Below are 16,087 nucleotides of genomic sequence, written 5' to 3' on the forward strand. Positions count from 1 at the left end.
ACAGCCTTTTCTAGCCTTTAATCATGTTATACTAAGAAAGTATTTTATTTTTAATAAGGAGAGTTTATGGCTAAAAAAGGTGCTTTAACAGGATTACTCCTGTTTGGAATATTTTTTGGAGCAGGTAACTTGATTTTCCCTCCAACTCTAGGCGCACAGTCTGGAGAAAACTTCCTTCCTGCCATTGCAGGATTTGTATTTTCAGGTGTTGGGATTGCCGTCCTAACCTTAATCATTGGAACCCTTAATCCAAAGGGCTATATCTATGAAATTTCTAAGAAAATTTCACCATGGTTTGCGACAATTTATCTTGCAGCTTTGTACTTGTCGATTGGTCCATTCTTTGCCATTCCACGTACAGCAACGACATCATTTGAAGTTGGTATTAGTCCGCTATTAGATCAAGCAGATAAAGGTTTAGGTTTGATTGTCTTCACCATTCTATACTTTGTAGCTGCATACCTAATCTCCTTGAATCCTTCAAAAATCTTGGATCGTATCGGTCGAGTCTTGACTCCAGTTTTTGCCATCTTAATTGTTATTCTGGTTATCCTTGGAGCTTTCAAGTATGGTGGGAACGCACCACAAGCAGCTTCAGGAGCTTATCAAGCTTCCGCCTTTGGAGCTGGTTTCTTAGAAGGATACAATACACTTGACGCGCTTGCTTCGGTTGCCTTCAGTGTTATTGCAGTACAAACCTTGAAACAACTTGGTTTTTCAAACAAGAAAGAGTACATTTCAACCATTTGGGTGGTTGGAATTGTTGTAGCTCTTGGATTTAGTGCTCTCTACATCGGTCTAGGTTTCTTGGGCAATCATTTCCCAGTAACAGATGAAGCAATGAAGAGTGGAACTCCTGGAGTTTATATTTTGTCTCAAGCGACTCAAGAAATCTTTGGTTCTACTGCTCAGCTTTTCCTAGCAGTTATGGTAACTGTTACTTGCTTTACAACGACTGTAGGCTTGATTGTATCAACTGCTGAGTTCTTTAACGGACGTTTCCCACAAATCAGCTACAAGGTTTATGCGACTGTCTTTACCTTGATTGGTTTTGCCATTGCAAATCTTGGTTTGGGTGCTATTATTAAGTACTCTGTACCAGTTCTCGTTATTTTGTACCCGATTACGATTGCCATTGTCATGATTGTGATTGTGAACAAGTTTGTTGCTCTTTCTAAACCAGGAATGCAATTAACTGTTGGTATTGTCACATCCATTGCTATTGCAAGTGTTTTAGGATCTACTTTTAAAGTTGAGGTCCTTGCAAATATCGTGAACGCTCTACCATTTGCGGAGGCTTCTCTGCCATGGTTGGTACCAGCTATTATCGGTATTCTACTTTCTCTTGTTCTTCCAAATAAACAAGAAAGTGAAGCTTTTGAAATGGAATAGAAAAAAACTTGGCCGATGCCAAGTTTTTTCTATTTAGTCTTAGTTGCTTAGTTTTTTTCTGTATAACCAAGGTCTGTTAACATTTTTTTAGAGGCTTTAAAACTTACGTTTTTTCCAACGCCTGAGTATTCTTCTGGTAAAGCTTTTCTAAGTTCGTCAATACTTGCAACTGAAAGATCGATTTCAAGATCTTGAACGACTTTACCATCTTTAACTTCGATTGAGAAGGTTACCCCTTTGAGTCCCTTATAGCCTTTGTAGGTTTCTTCAAGAATACTTTTTACAGCATCTGCAGTATTATTGAGGACTTCAGGGTCAGCTACATTATGAGCAGTTTGTTTGACAACATTATCACCGTCAACCGTATATGTTAAGGTTGATACGACACCAGGCTGAGAATCGTTCACAAAGGTAGCAGTTTTTAATTCTGATTTCTTTTCAGTAGTACTAGATTCAGAAGTTTTTACCTCAGTCGTTTCTGGTGTAGAAGAGCTAGAAGAAGTGGTTGAAGATTGTTTTGAACATCCCAACAAGAATACCAAAGGCAAGGCTAAGAAAAGTGTCGTTTTGAAATATTTGTTCATTTTGTATTCCTTTCATCATAACGCTTTATTTAATTTTACCATAGATTAATTTTAAAATCAAAGTATTTTAAGTTTTTCTTTTTTGCACATACTACGATGGGAAAAGTGATATAATGGTAACAAGAGGTGAAAAAATGAATCAAACTGTAGAATATATCAAAGAACTAACTGCTATTGCATCGCCGACAGGTTTTACGCGTGAAATTGCGAATTATCTAGTTGAGACGCTTGAAAAACTAGGCTATCAACCAGTCCGCACGGCTAAGGGTGGAGTGAACGTTACCATTAAAGGGAAAAATGACGAGCAACAACGCTATGTGACTGCTCATGTGGATACTCTGGGAGCTATCGTCCGTGCTGTTAAACCAGATGGTCGTCTCAAGATGGATCGTATCGGTGGTTATCCTTGGAATATGATTGAAGGCGAAAACTGTACAGTCCATGTGGCTAGCACAGGAAAAACCGTTTCAGGTACGATTTTGATCCACCAAACTTCTTGTCACGTTTACAAAGATGCTGGAACTGCGGAACGTACACAGGACAATATGGAAGTTCGTTTGGATGAAAAAGTGACCAACGAAAAAGAAACACGCGCACTCGGTATCGAAGTTGGAGACTTTATCAGTTTTGACCCACGAACTGTCGTGACTGAGACAGGCTTTATCAAGTCTCGTCATTTGGATGACAAGGTCAGCGCAGCTATTCTCCTTAATCTCCTCAAAGTCTACAAAGAAGAAGGGATTGAACTTCCTGTCACTACGCATTTTGCCTTTTCAGTCTTTGAAGAAGTGGGGCATGGTGCTAACTCAAGTATCCCTAGTCAAGTTGTTGAGTACCTAGCAGTAGACATGGGAGCAATGGGAGATGATCAGCAGACAGACGAGTACACAGTGTCTATCTGTGTTAAAGATGCTTCTGGTCCTTACCACTATGAATTCCGTCAACATTTGGTTGCTTTAGCAAAAGAGCAAGATATTCCATTTAAACTAGATATCTATCCATTTTACGGTTCGGATGCTTCTGCGGCCATGTCAGCTGGAGCAGAAGTCAAACACGCTCTTCTAGGAGCGGGTATCGAGTCTAGTCACTCATACGAGCGTACTCATATTGATTCTGTTGTAGCAACTGAACGTATGGTTGATGCCTATCTCAAGAGTGAGTTGGTGGACTAAGATGTGCTTGATTTGTCAACGAATTGAACTCATCAAGTCTGGTGACAATCCCTACTTTGTCAAGGAATTAGAAACAGGATATGTTGTCATTGGTGACCACCAGTATTTTGAAGGTTACACTCTATTCTTAGCCAAGGAACATGTCACAGAACTACATCATCTAGATCCAAGTGTCAAACGTCAATTTTTAGAGGAAATGAGTCTGGTGCAGGAAGCTGTTTCTAAGGCTTTTTCTGCCGAAAAGATGAATGTAGAGTTGTTAGGAAATGGAGATGCACATGCCCACTGGCATATTTTTCCAAGACGAGAGGGTGATATGAAGGGACACGGTCTTAATGGTCGTGGTCCAGTTTGGTGGGTTCCATGGGAAGAAATGATTGCTGAAGAATATCAAGTTAAGGGAAGTAAATTAGAAGACTTGATTGCAAGATTATCTGAGATTTTAAACCAGATGATTAAATGAAAGGATAACAGATGAAAAAAAGATACCTTATCTTATCAGGATTATTAGCCTTGACATTGGCGGCATGTTCGCAAGAAAAAACAGCAACTGCAGAGGCCAAGTCTTCTACAGAACAAAAGACTGTACAAGAAGGAACCGCGGGAAGTAAGTCTCAAGAAGCTAGTCAAAAGAAAGCAGAAGTGGTCAACAAAGGAGATCACTACAGCATTCAAGGAAAGTACGATGAGATTGTTGTCACTAATAAGCATTATCCTATGTCAAAAGATTACAATCCAGGAGAAAATCCTACTGCAAAGGCAGAACTGTTAAAACTCATTGCAGCTATGCAGCAAGCAGGTTTCCCAATTAGTGATCACTATAGTGGTTTTAGAAGTTATGAAACTCAAACTCAGCTTTATCAAAACTATGTAAATAAAGATGGCAAGGCTGAAGCTGACCGCTATTCGGCAAGACCTGGTTATAGTGAACACCAAACTGGTCTGGCTTTTGACCTGATCGAAACAAATGGAGACCTAGTCACTGAAGAAAAGGCAGCCCAATGGCTTTTGGACCATGCAGCTGACTATGGCTTTGTCGTTCGTTATCTAAAAGGTAAGGAAAAGGAAACGGGTTATATGGCTGAGGAATGGCACCTTCGCTATGTTGGCAAAGAAGCCAAAGAAATCGCAGCTAGTGGTCTCAGTTTAGAAGAGTACTATGGCTTTGAAGGTGGAGACTATGTTGATTAGTCGCAAAACATCTTGCAAGATTACTTAAATTTTGATAAAATGAATAATAATTAAATAGGAATCTGCAAGACTAGTATCTCAGGGGAAGTATATCAGGGAGGAGAGCCGTGACTGAAAGCTCTCTATATGAAAGCTGGGTGAATTCACTTGCCTATGGATTCAGAAATAAAGGTCTGACTTGTCAGATAAAAACGGATGGTACCGCGTGTCAACGCTCCGAGTGGAGTTTTTGGCATGTGGTTTTCTTTTTATCTTACGAGAGACTGATGGAGGAATTATGTCAACTATTGAAGAACAATTAAAAGCGCTTCGTGAAGAAACGCTAGCTAGCTTAAAGCAGATTTCTGCTGAAAATGAAAAAGAGATGCAAGAATTGCGTGTCTCTGTCCTTGGTAAAAAAGGTTCATTGACTGAAATCCTTAAAGGGATGAAGGATGTATCAGCAGAAATGCGCCCTGTTATCGGGAAACACGTCAATGAGGCTCGTGATGTCTTAACCGCTGCCTTTGAAGAAACAGCTAAGCTCTTGGAAGAAAAGAAAGTGGAAGCGCAACTAGCTAGTGAGAGCATCGATGTTACACTACCAGGTCGCCCAGTTGCGACAGGTCACCGTCACGTTCTCACTCAAACTAGTGAAGAAATCGAAGATATCTTCATCGGGATGGGTTACCAAGTCGTGGATGGATTTGAAGTTGAAAAAGACTACTACAACTTTGAACGTATGAATCTTCCAAAAGACCACCCTGCCCGTGATATGCAGGACACTTTCTATATCACAGAAGAAATCTTGCTCCGTACTCACACGTCTCCAGTTCAGGCGCGTGCGATGGATGCCCATGATTTTTCTAAAGGTCCTTTGAAGATGATCTCACCAGGACGTGTATTCCGTCGTGATACAGACGATGCAACCCACAGTCACCAATTCCACCAAATTGAAGGTTTGGTTGTTGGGAAGAACATCTCTATGGCGGATCTTCAAGGAACCCTCCAGTTGATTGTACAAAAAATGTTTGGTGAAGAGCGTCAAATTCGTTTACGCCCATCTTATTTCCCATTCACTGAGCCATCTGTTGAGGTGGATGTTTCATGCTTCAAGTGTGGAGGAGCCGGCTGTAACGTATGTAAGAAAACTGGTTGGATCGAGATTATGGGTGCCGGTATGGTTCACCCACGTGTCCTTGAGATGAGTGGTATCGATGCGACTGTTTACTCTGGATTTGCCTTTGGTCTTGGACAAGAGCGTGTAGCTATGCTTCGTTACGGAATCAACGATATTCGTGGATTCTACCAAGGGGATGTCCGCTTCTCAGAACAGTTTAAATAATGATTAGAAAAGTGGAAATAGCAGATGTTGAGGTGTTAGCAAAACTTGCCAAACAAACCTTTCGTGAAACATTTGCTCATGATAATACGGAAGAGCAGTTACAGGAATACTTTGAAGAGGCTTATAATCTGAGAGTTTTGTTAACTGAGTTGGAAGATCCTGACTCCGAAAGCTATTTCATTATGCATGAAGAGGAGATAGCTGGTTTTCTCAAAGTCAACTGGGGAAATGCTCGAACCGAGAGAGAATTAGAGAACGCTTTTGAAATTCAACGCCTCTATGTGCTACAAACATACCAAGGATTTGGACTTGGTAAGCAACTATTTGAATTCGCTTTGGAACTTGCCGAAAACAATGGTTTTTCCTGGGCTTGGTTAGGTGTTTGGGAGCATAATACAAAAGCTCAAGCATTTTATAATCGATATGGTTTTGAAAAATTTAGCCAACATCGTTTTATGGTTGGGCAAAAGGTAGATACGGATTGGTTACTGAAAAAGAAATTAAGGTAAGAAGATGATTCTTCTAATGAAATGATAGGAAAGGAAAAAAACTAGAGTGGCAACTGTCATTCTGGGAAACTAAATTATGTTAGTATCATACAAATGGTTAAAAGAATTGGTGGACATTGATGTGCCATCACAAGAGTTGGCTGAAAAAATGTCAACTACAGGGATCGAAGTAGAAGGTGTGGAATCACCAGCTGCTGGTCTCTCAAAAATTGTCGTCGGAGAAGTCTTGTCTTGCGAAGATGTGCCAGAAACACACTTGCATGTCTGCCAAGTCAATGTGGGTGAAGAAGAAGCCCGTCAAATCGTCTGTGGAGCACCAAATGTGCGTGCAGGCATCAAAGTTATGGTGGCTCTTCCAGGTGCTCGCATCGCGGATAACTACAAGATTAAAAAAGGGAAAATCCGTGGTTTAGAATCTCTCGGAATGATCTGTTCACTTGGTGAATTAGGGATTTCTGACTCAGTTGTACCGAAAGAATTTGCAGATGGCATCCAAATCTTGCCAGAAAATGCTGTTCCAGGTGAGGAAGTCTTCTCCTATCTAGACTTGGATGATGAAATCATCGAACTTTCCATCACTCCAAACCGTGCAGATGCTCTTTCTATGCGTGGGGTAGCGCACGAAGTAGCCGCTATCTATGACAAGGCAGTCAACTTCAAAGAATTTACTTTAACAGAAACAGACCAAGCTGCAGCCGATGCTCTTTCTGTCAGCATTGACACAGACAAGGCTCCTTACTATGCAGCTCGTATCTTGGACAATGTGACTATCGCACCAAGTCCACAATGGTTGCAAAACCTCCTCATGAACGAGGGCATTCGTCCCATTAACAATGTCGTCGACGTGACCAACTATATCTTGCTTTATTTTGGTCAACCAATGCATGCATTTGACTTGGATACCTTTGATGGAAGCGAGATTCGTGTGCGTGAGGCTCGTGCTGGTGAAACATTGGTAACCTTGGACGGTGAAGAACGTGACTTGGAAACAAATGACTTAGTGATCACTGTTGCTGATAAACCAGTAGCCCTTGCAGGTGTCATGGGTGGTCAAGCTACAGAAATCTCTGAAAAGTCTAGTCGTGTGGTCCTTGAAGCTGCTGTTTTCAATGGCAAATCTATCCGTAAGACAAGTGGTCGCCTCAACCTTCGTTCTGAATCATCTTCTCGCTTTGAAAAAGGCATCAATGTGGCAACAGTCAATGAAGCCCTTGATGCAGCAGCAAGTATGATTGCTGAATTGGCTGGTGCGACAGTACGTAAAGGTATTGTTTCAGCAGGGCAGTTGGATACTTCAGATGTAGAAGTTTCTTCTACTCTTGCAGACGTTAACCGTGTTCTTGGTACAGAGCTTTCCTACGCAGATGTAGAAGATGTCTTCCGTCGCCTTGGCTTCGGTCTTTCTGGAAATGCAGAAAGCTTTACAGTCAGCGTCCCTCGTCGTCGTTGGGATATTACTATTGAAGCTGACCTCTTTGAAGAAATCGCTCGTATCTATGGCTATGATCGCTTGCCAACTAGTCTTCCAAAAGACGATGGCACAGCCGGTGAATTGACTGCGACACAAAAACTCCGCCGTCAAGTTCGTACCATCGCTGAGGGAGCAGGTTTGACAGAAATTATCACCTATGCTCTAACAACTCCTGAAAAAGCAGTCGAGTTTACGATTCAGCCAAGTCATTTGACAGAATTGATGTGGCCAATGACTGTGGACCGTTCAGTTCTCCGTCAAAATATGGTTTCAGGTATTTTGGATACAGTTGCCTACAACGTAGCACGTAAGAATAAAAACTTGGCTCTTTATGAGATTGGAAAAGTCTTCGAGCAAATCGGTAATCCAAAAGAAGAATTGCCAAATGAAATCAATAGCTTTGCCTTTGCCTTGACTGGCTTAGTTGCTGAAAAAGACTTCCAAACTGCGGCAACACCAGTTGACTTCTTCTATGCCAAGGGAATTTTGGAAGCTCTCTTTGCTCGCTTGGGTCTTGAAGTGACTTATACAGCAACCTCTGAAATCGCTAGCCTTCACCCAGGACGTACAGCTTTGATCTCACTTGGTGATCAAGTAGTTGGTTTCCTCGGTCAAGTGCACCCTGTTACGGCTAAGGCTTACGATATTCCAGAGACTTATGTAGCTGAGCTTAACCTTTCAGCTATTGAAGCAGCCCTTCAACCAGCAGCAGCCTTTGTGGAAATTACTAAATTCCCAGCCGTCAGCCGTGATATCGCCCTTCTCCTCAAAGCAGAAGTGACTCACCAAGAGGTGGTTGATGCCATTCAAGCTGCAGGCGTGAAACGTTTGACAGACATCAAACTCTTTGACGTCTTCTCCGGTGAAAAACTGGGTATCGGAATGAAGTCAATGGCATATAGCTTGACCTTCCAAAATCCAGAAGATAGCTTGACTGATGAAGAAGTCGCACGCTACATGGAAAAAATTCAAGCATCACTCGAAGAAAAAGTGAATGCAGAAGTGCGTTAACAGTCTATAATCCATCCCTAGGGATGGATTTTTTAGTACAAAAAATCATCAAGCTTTAGCCTGATGATTGAATCAAATTGACGGGGAAACAACTCCTTTTTAATACTGTTACAAGATGATCAAACATCCATGTTTTTTGTCATCCAATCAGCTAAGAAGTGGTAAGTATCTTGTCGATTGATTTCGTTCAGAATTTCGTGACGAGCATTTTCAACTAATCGAAGGCTTACTTTCGAATGTGAAGCCTTTAGGAGTTTTACAAATCTCTCTATACCTTTACCATTTTCGCCCAGAGGGTCTTCTTGTCCTGAAATAACGAGAATAGGAAGTTGGGCTGGGATCTCATCAATTACTTGTTTACTAGCTACTTGGTTGGAAAAGTAAAAAATAGATCTGTACATAGGAATAGTAGGAATGAATTGACAGAATGGATCCTTCAGATAAGCTTGGTTAGATTCTTCATTTTTTGAAAGCCAATCTACGGATGTTTTAGGATTTTTAATACTACGGTTAAAACTGTCAGTGGACAGGTAGGTTAGAAGTTTACTACGGTGTTTATTCCCTTTTATAAGTCGGATGCATTCTGTTAGGATGAGAGCAAATCGAGTTAGAAACTGAGGTTGTTGACCAGTCGCCATGATAATCAAGGAATTGATAGGTGGTTTTCGTTTAGCTACATAATAGCGACACATAAGAGAACCCATAGAATGCCCTAGAAGGACGATTGGAAGTTTTGGATAGCTTTCTTGAATGAAAGAGGTCACTCTTTCAATATCATCGATGAGTTCCTCAGGAGATTCTGGGAAAACTCCGAGTTGACTTGGATTTTGAGCAGTATGACCATGGCCGAGATGATCATGGCCGATAACAGTAAAGCCTTCTTTATTCATGGCTAGAGCAAATTCTTCATATCGTTCCACGTACTCTACCATTCCATGTACAAGCTGAAGAACGGCTTTTGGCTGTTCAGCTTCCCAAATGATTAAGTTATTGTTATTTGGTTTGAGTTTAAGTCTTTTTTTCATATCAGATTCCTTGCCGATGATAATCTATAGTCTATCAAAAATATACCATAAAATAGCACGATAAGCTAGGCAGGATGATGAAGATTGCTAGTTACAATTCAGGACTGAAAATGAACATTTGAGGACATAGTAGACGGATTTATCAAGAGATGAGTATAATAAATTTATCACTTAAAATCTGGAGAACTAAAATGCTTGGTAATAAGCTAATAAAGTTCCTATCCAGAAAATATCCTTCTTGAAATCAAGATTTAAAAATGTACATAAATCATTGTAAAAGCTATCAAAAAGGAGTATAATGAGTGCAATAAATTTCGGAGGTGGATGATGCTCGAAGTAAGGAATCTAGAGAAAAGTTTTGGGCCTAAGCAAGTTTTGTTTGGTGTTGACTTTCAAGCACGACCAGGGCGTATTTTGGGGCTGGTTGGGAAAAATGGAGCTGGGAAAACAACTATTTTTCACAGTATTTTGAAATTTTTAGACTATCAAGGGGAGATTGAGCTTGATGGTCAAGATATTCGTCAGGAGACCTATGCTCGCATTGGTTATCTCCCTGAAGAACGTAGCCTTATGCCTAAATTGACAGTCCTTGAACAAGTTCGTTACTTGGCGACCCTAAAAGGCATGGACACTAAGGAAATTAAAGAAAAACTCCCTCAATGGATGGAAAAACTGGAAGTCAAGGGAAAACTGACGGACAAGATTAAGAGTCTCTCAAAAGGAAATCAACAGAAGATTCAGTTGATTATTACTCTGATTCATGAACCCGACTTGATTATCCTAGATGAGCCTTTTAGTGGCTTGGATCCAGTCAATACCGAACTCCTTAAGCGGGTTATCTTGAAAGAAAAAGAGCGTGGAGCAACCATTATCTTTTCTGACCATGTCATGACCAATGTCGAAGAACTTTGTGATGATATCCTCATGATTCGTGATGGGCGTGTGGTCTTGCATGGACCGGTTCAAGATGTCCGCAATCAATACGGCAAAACACGACTTTTTGTTTCAAGTGAACGAAGCAAGGAAGAACTGGAGAGTCTTCCTCATGTTAAACAGGTTAGCTTGACCAAGCAAGGTAGTTGGAAGTTGATTTTAGATGATGAAAGTGCAGGTAGAGAACTCTTCCCAATCTTGACTCAAGGACAATATATCGCGACTTTTGACCAACAAGCTCCAACAATCGATGAAATCTTTAAATTAGAATCAGGGGTGGAAGTATGAGAAATATGTGGGTTGTAATCAAAGAAACCTATCTAAGACATGTCAAGTCGTGGAGTTTCTTCTTTATGGTGATTTCGCCTTTCCTCTTTTTAGGTCTATCTGGAGGAATTGGTGTTCTCCAAGGTTCTTCCTTGGCTCAAAATAGTAAGGTAGCAGTAGTTAGTTCTGTTCCTCTTGTTACAGAAGAACTTAAATCGACCAATGGTCTTAACTTTGACTATAAGGATGAAGCGAGTGCCCAAGCTGCTATCAAGGATGAGAAAATCAAGGGCTATCTGATGATTGACCAAGAAGATAGTGTCCTTAAGGCAGTCTATCATGGTGAAACTTCACTAGAGAGTGGTATTAAGTTAGCAGTGACCGCTAAGTTGAATGAACTCCAATCCCAACTCAACCGTTCAGAAGCAAATTTGTCTCAGGAACAGGAAAAACGCTTGGCTCAAACGGTTCAATTTACAGAACAGATTGATGAAGCCAAGGAAAATAAAAAGTTGGTTCAAACCTTTGCGGCTGCAGGACTGGGTTTCTTCCTCTATATGATTTTGATTACTTACGCTAGTGTCACTGCTCAAGAAGTAGCCAGCGAGAAAGGAACCAAAATCATGGAAGTGGTCTTCTCAAGCATTCGTGCTAGCCATTATTTCTACGCACGCATGATTGCCTTACTTCTTGTGATTTTGACTCATATTGGTATTTATGTCGTTGGTGGTCTTGGAGCTATCTTATTCTTTAAAGATATGCCTATCTTGGCTAATTCAGGTATTCTAAATCACTTGGGAGAGGCCTTTTCGATCAATACCTTGTTGTTTGTCTTGGTTAGTCTTTTTATGTATGTGGTCTTGGCTGCCTTCTTAGGTTCTATGGTTTCAAGACCTGAAGACTCTGGTAAGGCTTTATCGCCTTTGATGCTTCTGATTATGGTAGGTTTCATTGGAGTAACTGTCTTAGGAACTTCTGGGGATAATTTGATCTTGAAAATCGGTTCTTACATTCCATTCGTCTCAACCTTCTTTATGCCTTTCAGAGCTATCAATGGATACGCTAATGGACTAGAAGCTTGGATTTCGCTTGCTATAACGGTTATTTTTGCAGTTACTGCAACAGCCTTTATCGGACGTATGTATGCTAGTTTGGTCCTTCAAACAGATGATTTGGGGATCTGGAAAACCTTTAAACGAGCTTTAAGTTATAAATAAAGTATCGGACCTGTGAGTGTATCTCCCAGGTCTTTTATACTCTTCGAAAATCTCTTCAAACCACGTCAGCGTCCATCTGCAACCTCAAAACAGTGTTTTGAGCAGCCTGTGGCTAGCTTCCTAGTTTGCTCTTTGATTTTCATTGAGTATTAATTAGCTGAAATATTTCACATTTATTTCTCCTAAACCTTTGACTATTAGGCAAAATTATCGTACAATAAAGAGTACATGATAAAATGAGATCAGAGTTTATCCACTCTGACGTTAGTAGTAAAAAATGAGGAGAAACGCTTTGGAATTAGAAGTATTTGCTGGGCAAGAAAAAAGTGAACTATCTATGATTGAGGTGGCTCGTGCCATCTTGGAACTCCGTGGTCGTGATCACGAAATGCATTTTAGTGATTTGGTTAATGAAATCCAAAACTATCTCGGTACCTCTAATAGCGATATTCGTGAAGCATTGCCTTTGTTCTATACAGAGTTGAACTTTGACGGTAGCTTTATCTCACTTGGAGATAACAAATGGGGCCTTCGTTCATGGTATGGAGTGGATGAAATCGATGAGGAAATCATTGCTCTTGAAGAAAGTGATGATGAAGAAGTAGCACCTAAGGCTAAGAAAAAACGTGTCAACGCCTTTATGGATGGTGATACAGATGCTATTGATTACAGTGCAGATGATCCAGAGGATGAAGACGCCTACGAAGAAGATCCAGCTCTTTCTTATGATGATGAAAATCCAGATGATGAGAAGAATGAAGTGGAAGCCTACGATGCTGAAATCAATGAAATTGCCCCAGATGATCTAGATGAAGAAGTCGATCTTAATGAAGAAGACGACGAAGACTCTGAAGAAGAGGAAGAATAAAAATAAAAAGGAGTTGGAGCTGGAATCGGTCTATCAAGTCTCGATTTCCTAGTCCAGCTTTTTTGTATTAGTCTGAATTAGTTTTGTAAGCTGGAATGCGCCAAGTCAACGATTTGTTCTATTTGACAAATGCTTCATTTTGAGGTAATATATTGTTCGGGCACCTCTTTTAGAGGTCGAAGCTCCCTAGTTATTAGGGAGCTATTTTTGTTTTTTCCAGGAAGCTTTTCTTCTTGGGGTGTAGTTATTGATGAAGGTCTTGTTTTCTCAATCCCCTGTTAGTAAACAAGACCTTGAGCATTTTAGAAAGAGGAATCTATGTCTACGAAATATATTTTTGTCACTGGTGGTGTGGTATCGTCTATTGGGAAAGGGATCGTTGCAGCGAGCCTTGGGCGTCTTTTGAAAAACCGTGGTTTGAAGGTGACCATTCAAAAATTTGACCCTTATATCAATATTGACCCAGGAACCATGAGCCCTTACCAGCACGGAGAAGTATTTGTAACAGATGATGGGGCTGAGACAGACTTGGACCTAGGTCACTATGAACGTTTCATCGATATCAATCTCAATAAATACTCAAACGTGACAACTGGTAAAATCTACAGTGAAGTTCTTCGTAAGGAACGCCGTGGAGAGTACCTTGGAGCAACTGTCCAAGTTATTCCCCATATTACAGATGCCTTGAAAGAAAAAATCAAGCGTGCTGCTCTAACGACTGACTCTGATGTTATTATTACAGAGGTTGGTGGAACAGTCGGCGATATCGAGTCCCTTCCATTCTTAGAAGCTCTTCGTCAGATGAAGGCAGATGTGGGTGCAGATAATGTCATGTATATTCATACGACCTTGCTTCCTTACCTCAAGGCAGCTGGTGAAATGAAAACCAAACCAACTCAACATTCTGTCAAAGAATTGCGTGGTTTGGGAATCCAGCCTAATATGTTGGTCATCCGTACTGAAAAGCCAGCTGGACAAGGAATTAAAAATAAACTGGCCCAGTTCTGTGATGTGGCACCAGAAGCAGTTATCGAGTCCTTGGATGTGGATCATCTTTACCAAATCCCACTTAATCTGCAAGCACAAGGTATGGATCAAATTGTTTGCGACCATTTGAAGATTGATGCACCTGCAGCAGATATGACAGAGTGGTCAGCTATGGTTGACAAGGTTATGAACCTCAAAAAACAAGTCAAGATTGCTCTTGTTGGTAAGTATGTTGAGTTACAAGATGCCTACATCTCAGTTGTTGAAGCCTTGAAACACTCTGGTTATGCCAATGATGCAGAAGTCAAGATTGATTGGGTCAATGCTAACGATGTGACAGCTGACAATGTGGTAGAACTCCTATCTGATGCTGACGGAATCATCGTGCCAGGTGGTTTTGGTCAACGTGGAACAGAAGGTAAGATTGAAGCGATTCGCTATGCGCGTGAAAATGATGTACCAATGCTGGGAGTCTGCTTGGGTATGCAGTTGACCTGTATCGAGTTTGCCCGTAATGTCTTAGGACTTGAAGGAGCTAATTCAGCAGAGCTAAATCCTGATACCAAATATCCTATCATCGATATCATGCGTGATCAGATTGATGTTGAGGACATGGGTGGGACCCTTCGTTTGGGACTTTATCCTTCTAAGTTAAAACGTGGTTCTAAGGCAGCTGCAGCTTATCATAACAAAGAAGTGGTGCAACGTCGTCACCGTCACCGTTATGAGTTTAACAATGCCTTCCGTGAACAGTTTGAAGGAGCAGGTTTTGTCTTTTCAGGCGTTTCACCAGACAACCGCTTGGTAGAAATTGTGGAAATTCCAGAAAACAAATTCTTTGTGGCTTGTCAGTACCATCCAGAGCTATCAAGTCGTCCAAACCGCCCAGAAGAACTCTACACTGCTTTTGTAACAGCAGCGGTTGAAAATAGTAAATAGTCATGATTAAACCTTTGAGAGTCATCTCAGAGGTTTTTCCTATATAAATTTAGGATATCTCTTGCAAAAAAATAACATAGTGATATAATTAACGTAAATAAAAAAAATAGGAGGAAATCCTATGAAAAAAATCACACTATTTAGTTTGTCTTTAGCTGGTTTAGCTATGCTGCTTCTTCCACAATCTGCTAAAGCTTTCGAGTTGCAAGAGGTATGGCCTATTAAGGGTGGTATTCGATACGAGAATGGGAAAGTCAGCAAAATTAATAATGGATATGAAGTAAATATTAAAGTGTTAGATCTGCCTAGTACTAGCGAAATCGAATGGACAGTTAGTTTAAATGGAGAAAAGCAAAATACTAACTTCTTAGCTGAGGAAAGAACAGTATCTAAAACTGAAGATATGGGACGTTTTCTACACTTTTATATCCCTTATGGATACCGTGGGAATATTGTGGTAGAAGCTAAGAGTGGAAATGAAGTGAAGACTTGGTCGACTAAAGTAGTTGACGATGTTTATTCAGATGACGCTAAGAGTGGTTACTTTGTTCTCGATGGGGATCAAATCTTAGAAAGTTCATGGGATTCTCTAAATGAATCTTATATTGCAAACCTTCCAACTGAAACATCAGGAAAATCTGTTGTTGCCTGGCGTGAAGAAGGAACTCTTAATTTAATTAAACCAGGAAGAATTGTTCGGAAATATAATAGTAGTGGATCATATGTAGAACTTTCTCCAATCTTTGAAACTGCTAGCTGGCTAAAATCAAAACAAAACTGGTACTATCAAAAACAAGGCCAACTAGTTAAAGATGCTTGGATTAAGGATCAGGAAAGCTGGTATTTTATGGATGATAAAGGGGTTATGTTTAATCAAACATGGCTTCATCAAGGTGGCAGCTGGTATGCCTTTAAATCATCAGGAGCTATGATTTCAGCTGATTGGTTATATGATAACGGCTCTTGGTATTACCTAAAAGACTCAGGTTCAATGGCGACAGGCTGGCTTAAAGATAGTGGTACTTGGTATTATCTAAAAGACTCAGGTTCAATGGCAACAGGCTGGATCAAAGATAACGGCTCTTGGTATTATCTAAAAGATTCTGGTGCAATGGCAACAGGTTGGATCAAAGATAATGGTAAGTGGTACTATCTGGCTTCATCTGGTAATATGCTTAGCAATACACGCACACCAGA

Annotated in this window: 14 protein-coding genes; 12 read left to right on the forward strand and 2 right to left on the reverse strand. The window is 40.6% G+C overall.

Going from position 1 to position 16,087, the window contains the following annotated elements; all coding sequences use genetic code 11:
- Positions 1 to 66 precede the first annotated feature (66 nt).
- Positions 67 to 1,392: a branched-chain amino acid transport system II carrier protein gene (brnQ, locus tag ADM33_RS01690; RefSeq protein WP_049502907.1), complete on the forward strand. Its 1,326-nt coding sequence runs from the start codon at positions 67 to 69 to the stop codon at positions 1,390 to 1,392.
- Between the two features lie 47 nt (positions 1,393 to 1,439).
- Here the strand turns inward: brnQ and ADM33_RS01695 are convergent, their stop codons facing one another.
- Positions 1,440 to 1,976, reverse strand: coding sequence for a DUF1307 domain-containing protein (locus ADM33_RS01695; RefSeq protein WP_049502908.1), 537 nt, complete (start codon positions 1,974 to 1,976; stop codon positions 1,440 to 1,442).
- A gap of 134 nt (positions 1,977 to 2,110) precedes the next feature.
- Between ADM33_RS01695 and ADM33_RS01700 the strand changes: the two genes are divergently transcribed.
- The 6 genes from ADM33_RS01700 to pheT all read left to right on the forward strand — a co-directional run bounded on the left by ADM33_RS01700 (position 2,111) and on the right by pheT (position 8,654).
- Positions 2,111 to 3,148 (forward strand): M42 family metallopeptidase, encoded by a 1,038-nt coding sequence (locus ADM33_RS01700; protein WP_049502919.1) that lies wholly within the window; start codon positions 2,111 to 2,113, stop codon positions 3,146 to 3,148.
- A 1-nt stretch (position 3,149) separates the two neighbouring features.
- Positions 3,150 to 3,611 carry an HIT family protein gene (locus ADM33_RS01705; RefSeq protein WP_049502909.1) on the forward strand — a complete coding sequence of 154 codons (462 nt, stop codon included), beginning with the start codon at positions 3,150 to 3,152 and terminating at the stop codon, positions 3,609 to 3,611.
- A gap of 11 nt (positions 3,612 to 3,622) precedes the next feature.
- A complete protein-coding gene (ldcB, locus tag ADM33_RS01710; protein ID WP_049502910.1) occupies positions 3,623 to 4,339 on the forward strand; it encodes an LD-carboxypeptidase LdcB/DacB in 717 nt (238 codons plus the stop codon).
- Positions 4,340 to 4,616: 277 nt separating this feature from the next.
- Positions 4,617 to 5,663 (forward strand): phenylalanine--tRNA ligase subunit alpha, encoded by a 1,047-nt coding sequence (gene pheS / locus ADM33_RS01715; protein WP_049502911.1) that lies wholly within the window; start codon positions 4,617 to 4,619, stop codon positions 5,661 to 5,663.
- Entirely contained in the window at positions 5,663 to 6,172 is a 510-nt protein-coding gene (locus tag ADM33_RS01720) for a GNAT family N-acetyltransferase (RefSeq protein WP_049502912.1), read from the forward strand. The genes pheS and ADM33_RS01720 overlap by 1 nt, the downstream gene beginning before the upstream one ends.
- Positions 6,173 to 6,248: 76 nt before the next feature.
- On the forward strand, positions 6,249 to 8,654 hold the full coding sequence (gene pheT, locus ADM33_RS01725; protein ID WP_049502913.1) for a phenylalanine--tRNA ligase subunit beta: 2,406 nt from the start codon (positions 6,249 to 6,251) through the stop codon (positions 8,652 to 8,654).
- 119 nt (positions 8,655 to 8,773) lie between these two features.
- Here the strand turns inward: pheT and ADM33_RS01730 are convergent, their stop codons facing one another.
- Entirely contained in the window at positions 8,774 to 9,679 is a 906-nt protein-coding gene (locus ADM33_RS01730; protein WP_065429206.1) for an alpha/beta fold hydrolase, read from the reverse strand.
- A gap of 327 nt (positions 9,680 to 10,006) precedes the next feature.
- Here ADM33_RS01730 and ADM33_RS01735 point away from each other — a divergent pair, with 327 nt between their 5' ends.
- The 5 genes from ADM33_RS01735 to ADM33_RS01755 form a co-directional block, all read left to right on the forward strand.
- Positions 10,007 to 10,900, forward strand: a complete 894-nt coding sequence (locus ADM33_RS01735; protein ID WP_049502921.1) for an ABC transporter ATP-binding protein — start codon at positions 10,007 to 10,009, stop codon at positions 10,898 to 10,900.
- Positions 10,897 to 12,096, forward strand: a complete 1,200-nt coding sequence (locus tag ADM33_RS01740) for an ABC transporter permease (protein WP_049502914.1) — start codon at positions 10,897 to 10,899, stop codon at positions 12,094 to 12,096. The genes ADM33_RS01735 and ADM33_RS01740 overlap by 4 nt, the downstream gene beginning before the upstream one ends.
- A gap of 292 nt (positions 12,097 to 12,388) precedes the next feature.
- The gene (rpoE, locus tag ADM33_RS01745) at positions 12,389 to 12,964 is read left to right on the forward strand and encodes a DNA-directed RNA polymerase subunit delta (RefSeq protein WP_049502915.1); all 576 of its coding nucleotides are present in this window, start codon (positions 12,389 to 12,391) and stop codon (positions 12,962 to 12,964) included.
- Between the two features lie 318 nt (positions 12,965 to 13,282).
- The gene (locus tag ADM33_RS01750) at positions 13,283 to 14,890 is read left to right on the forward strand and encodes a CTP synthase (protein ID WP_049502916.1); all 1,608 of its coding nucleotides are present in this window, start codon (positions 13,283 to 13,285) and stop codon (positions 14,888 to 14,890) included.
- A 121-nt stretch (positions 14,891 to 15,011) separates the two neighbouring features.
- Positions 15,012 to 16,087 (forward strand): N-acetylmuramoyl-L-alanine amidase family protein (locus ADM33_RS01755; protein WP_049502917.1); only part of this gene is annotated, 1,076 nt, incomplete at its 3' end.

Source organism: Streptococcus oralis, assembly GCF_001075875.1.
Classification (GTDB): Bacteria; Bacillota; Bacilli; order Lactobacillales; family Streptococcaceae; genus Streptococcus; species Streptococcus oralis_I.

Bases quoted from the DNA above. Each gene is read 5' to 3' on its own strand.
- ADM33_RS01720 (WP_049502912.1), top strand. From the start codon at position 5,663: ATGATTAGAAAAGTGGAAATAGCAGATGTTGAGGTGTTAGCAAAACTT.
- ldcB (WP_049502910.1), top strand. From the start codon at position 3,623: ATGAAAAAAAGATACCTTATCTTATCAGGATTATTAGCCTTGACATTG.
- pheT (WP_049502913.1), top strand. From the start codon at position 6,249: ATGTTAGTATCATACAAATGGTTAAAAGAATTGGTGGACATTGATGTG.
- ADM33_RS01750 (WP_049502916.1), top strand. From the start codon at position 13,283: ATGTCTACGAAATATATTTTTGTCACTGGTGGTGTGGTATCGTCTATT.
- ADM33_RS01695 (WP_049502908.1), bottom strand. From the start codon at position 1,976: ATGAACAAATATTTCAAAACGACACTTTTCTTAGCCTTGCCTTTGGTA.
- brnQ (WP_049502907.1), top strand. From the start codon at position 67: ATGGCTAAAAAAGGTGCTTTAACAGGATTACTCCTGTTTGGAATATTT.
- ADM33_RS01735 (WP_049502921.1), top strand. From the start codon at position 10,007: ATGCTCGAAGTAAGGAATCTAGAGAAAAGTTTTGGGCCTAAGCAAGTT.
- pheS (WP_049502911.1), top strand. From the start codon at position 4,617: ATGTCAACTATTGAAGAACAATTAAAAGCGCTTCGTGAAGAAACGCTA.
- ADM33_RS01730 (WP_065429206.1), bottom strand. From the start codon at position 9,679: ATGAAAAAAAGACTTAAACTCAAACCAAATAACAATAACTTAATCATT.
- ADM33_RS01705 (WP_049502909.1), top strand. From the start codon at position 3,150: ATGTGCTTGATTTGTCAACGAATTGAACTCATCAAGTCTGGTGACAAT.
- ADM33_RS01700 (WP_049502919.1), top strand. From the start codon at position 2,111: ATGAATCAAACTGTAGAATATATCAAAGAACTAACTGCTATTGCATCG.
- ADM33_RS01740 (WP_049502914.1), top strand. From the start codon at position 10,897: ATGAGAAATATGTGGGTTGTAATCAAAGAAACCTATCTAAGACATGTC.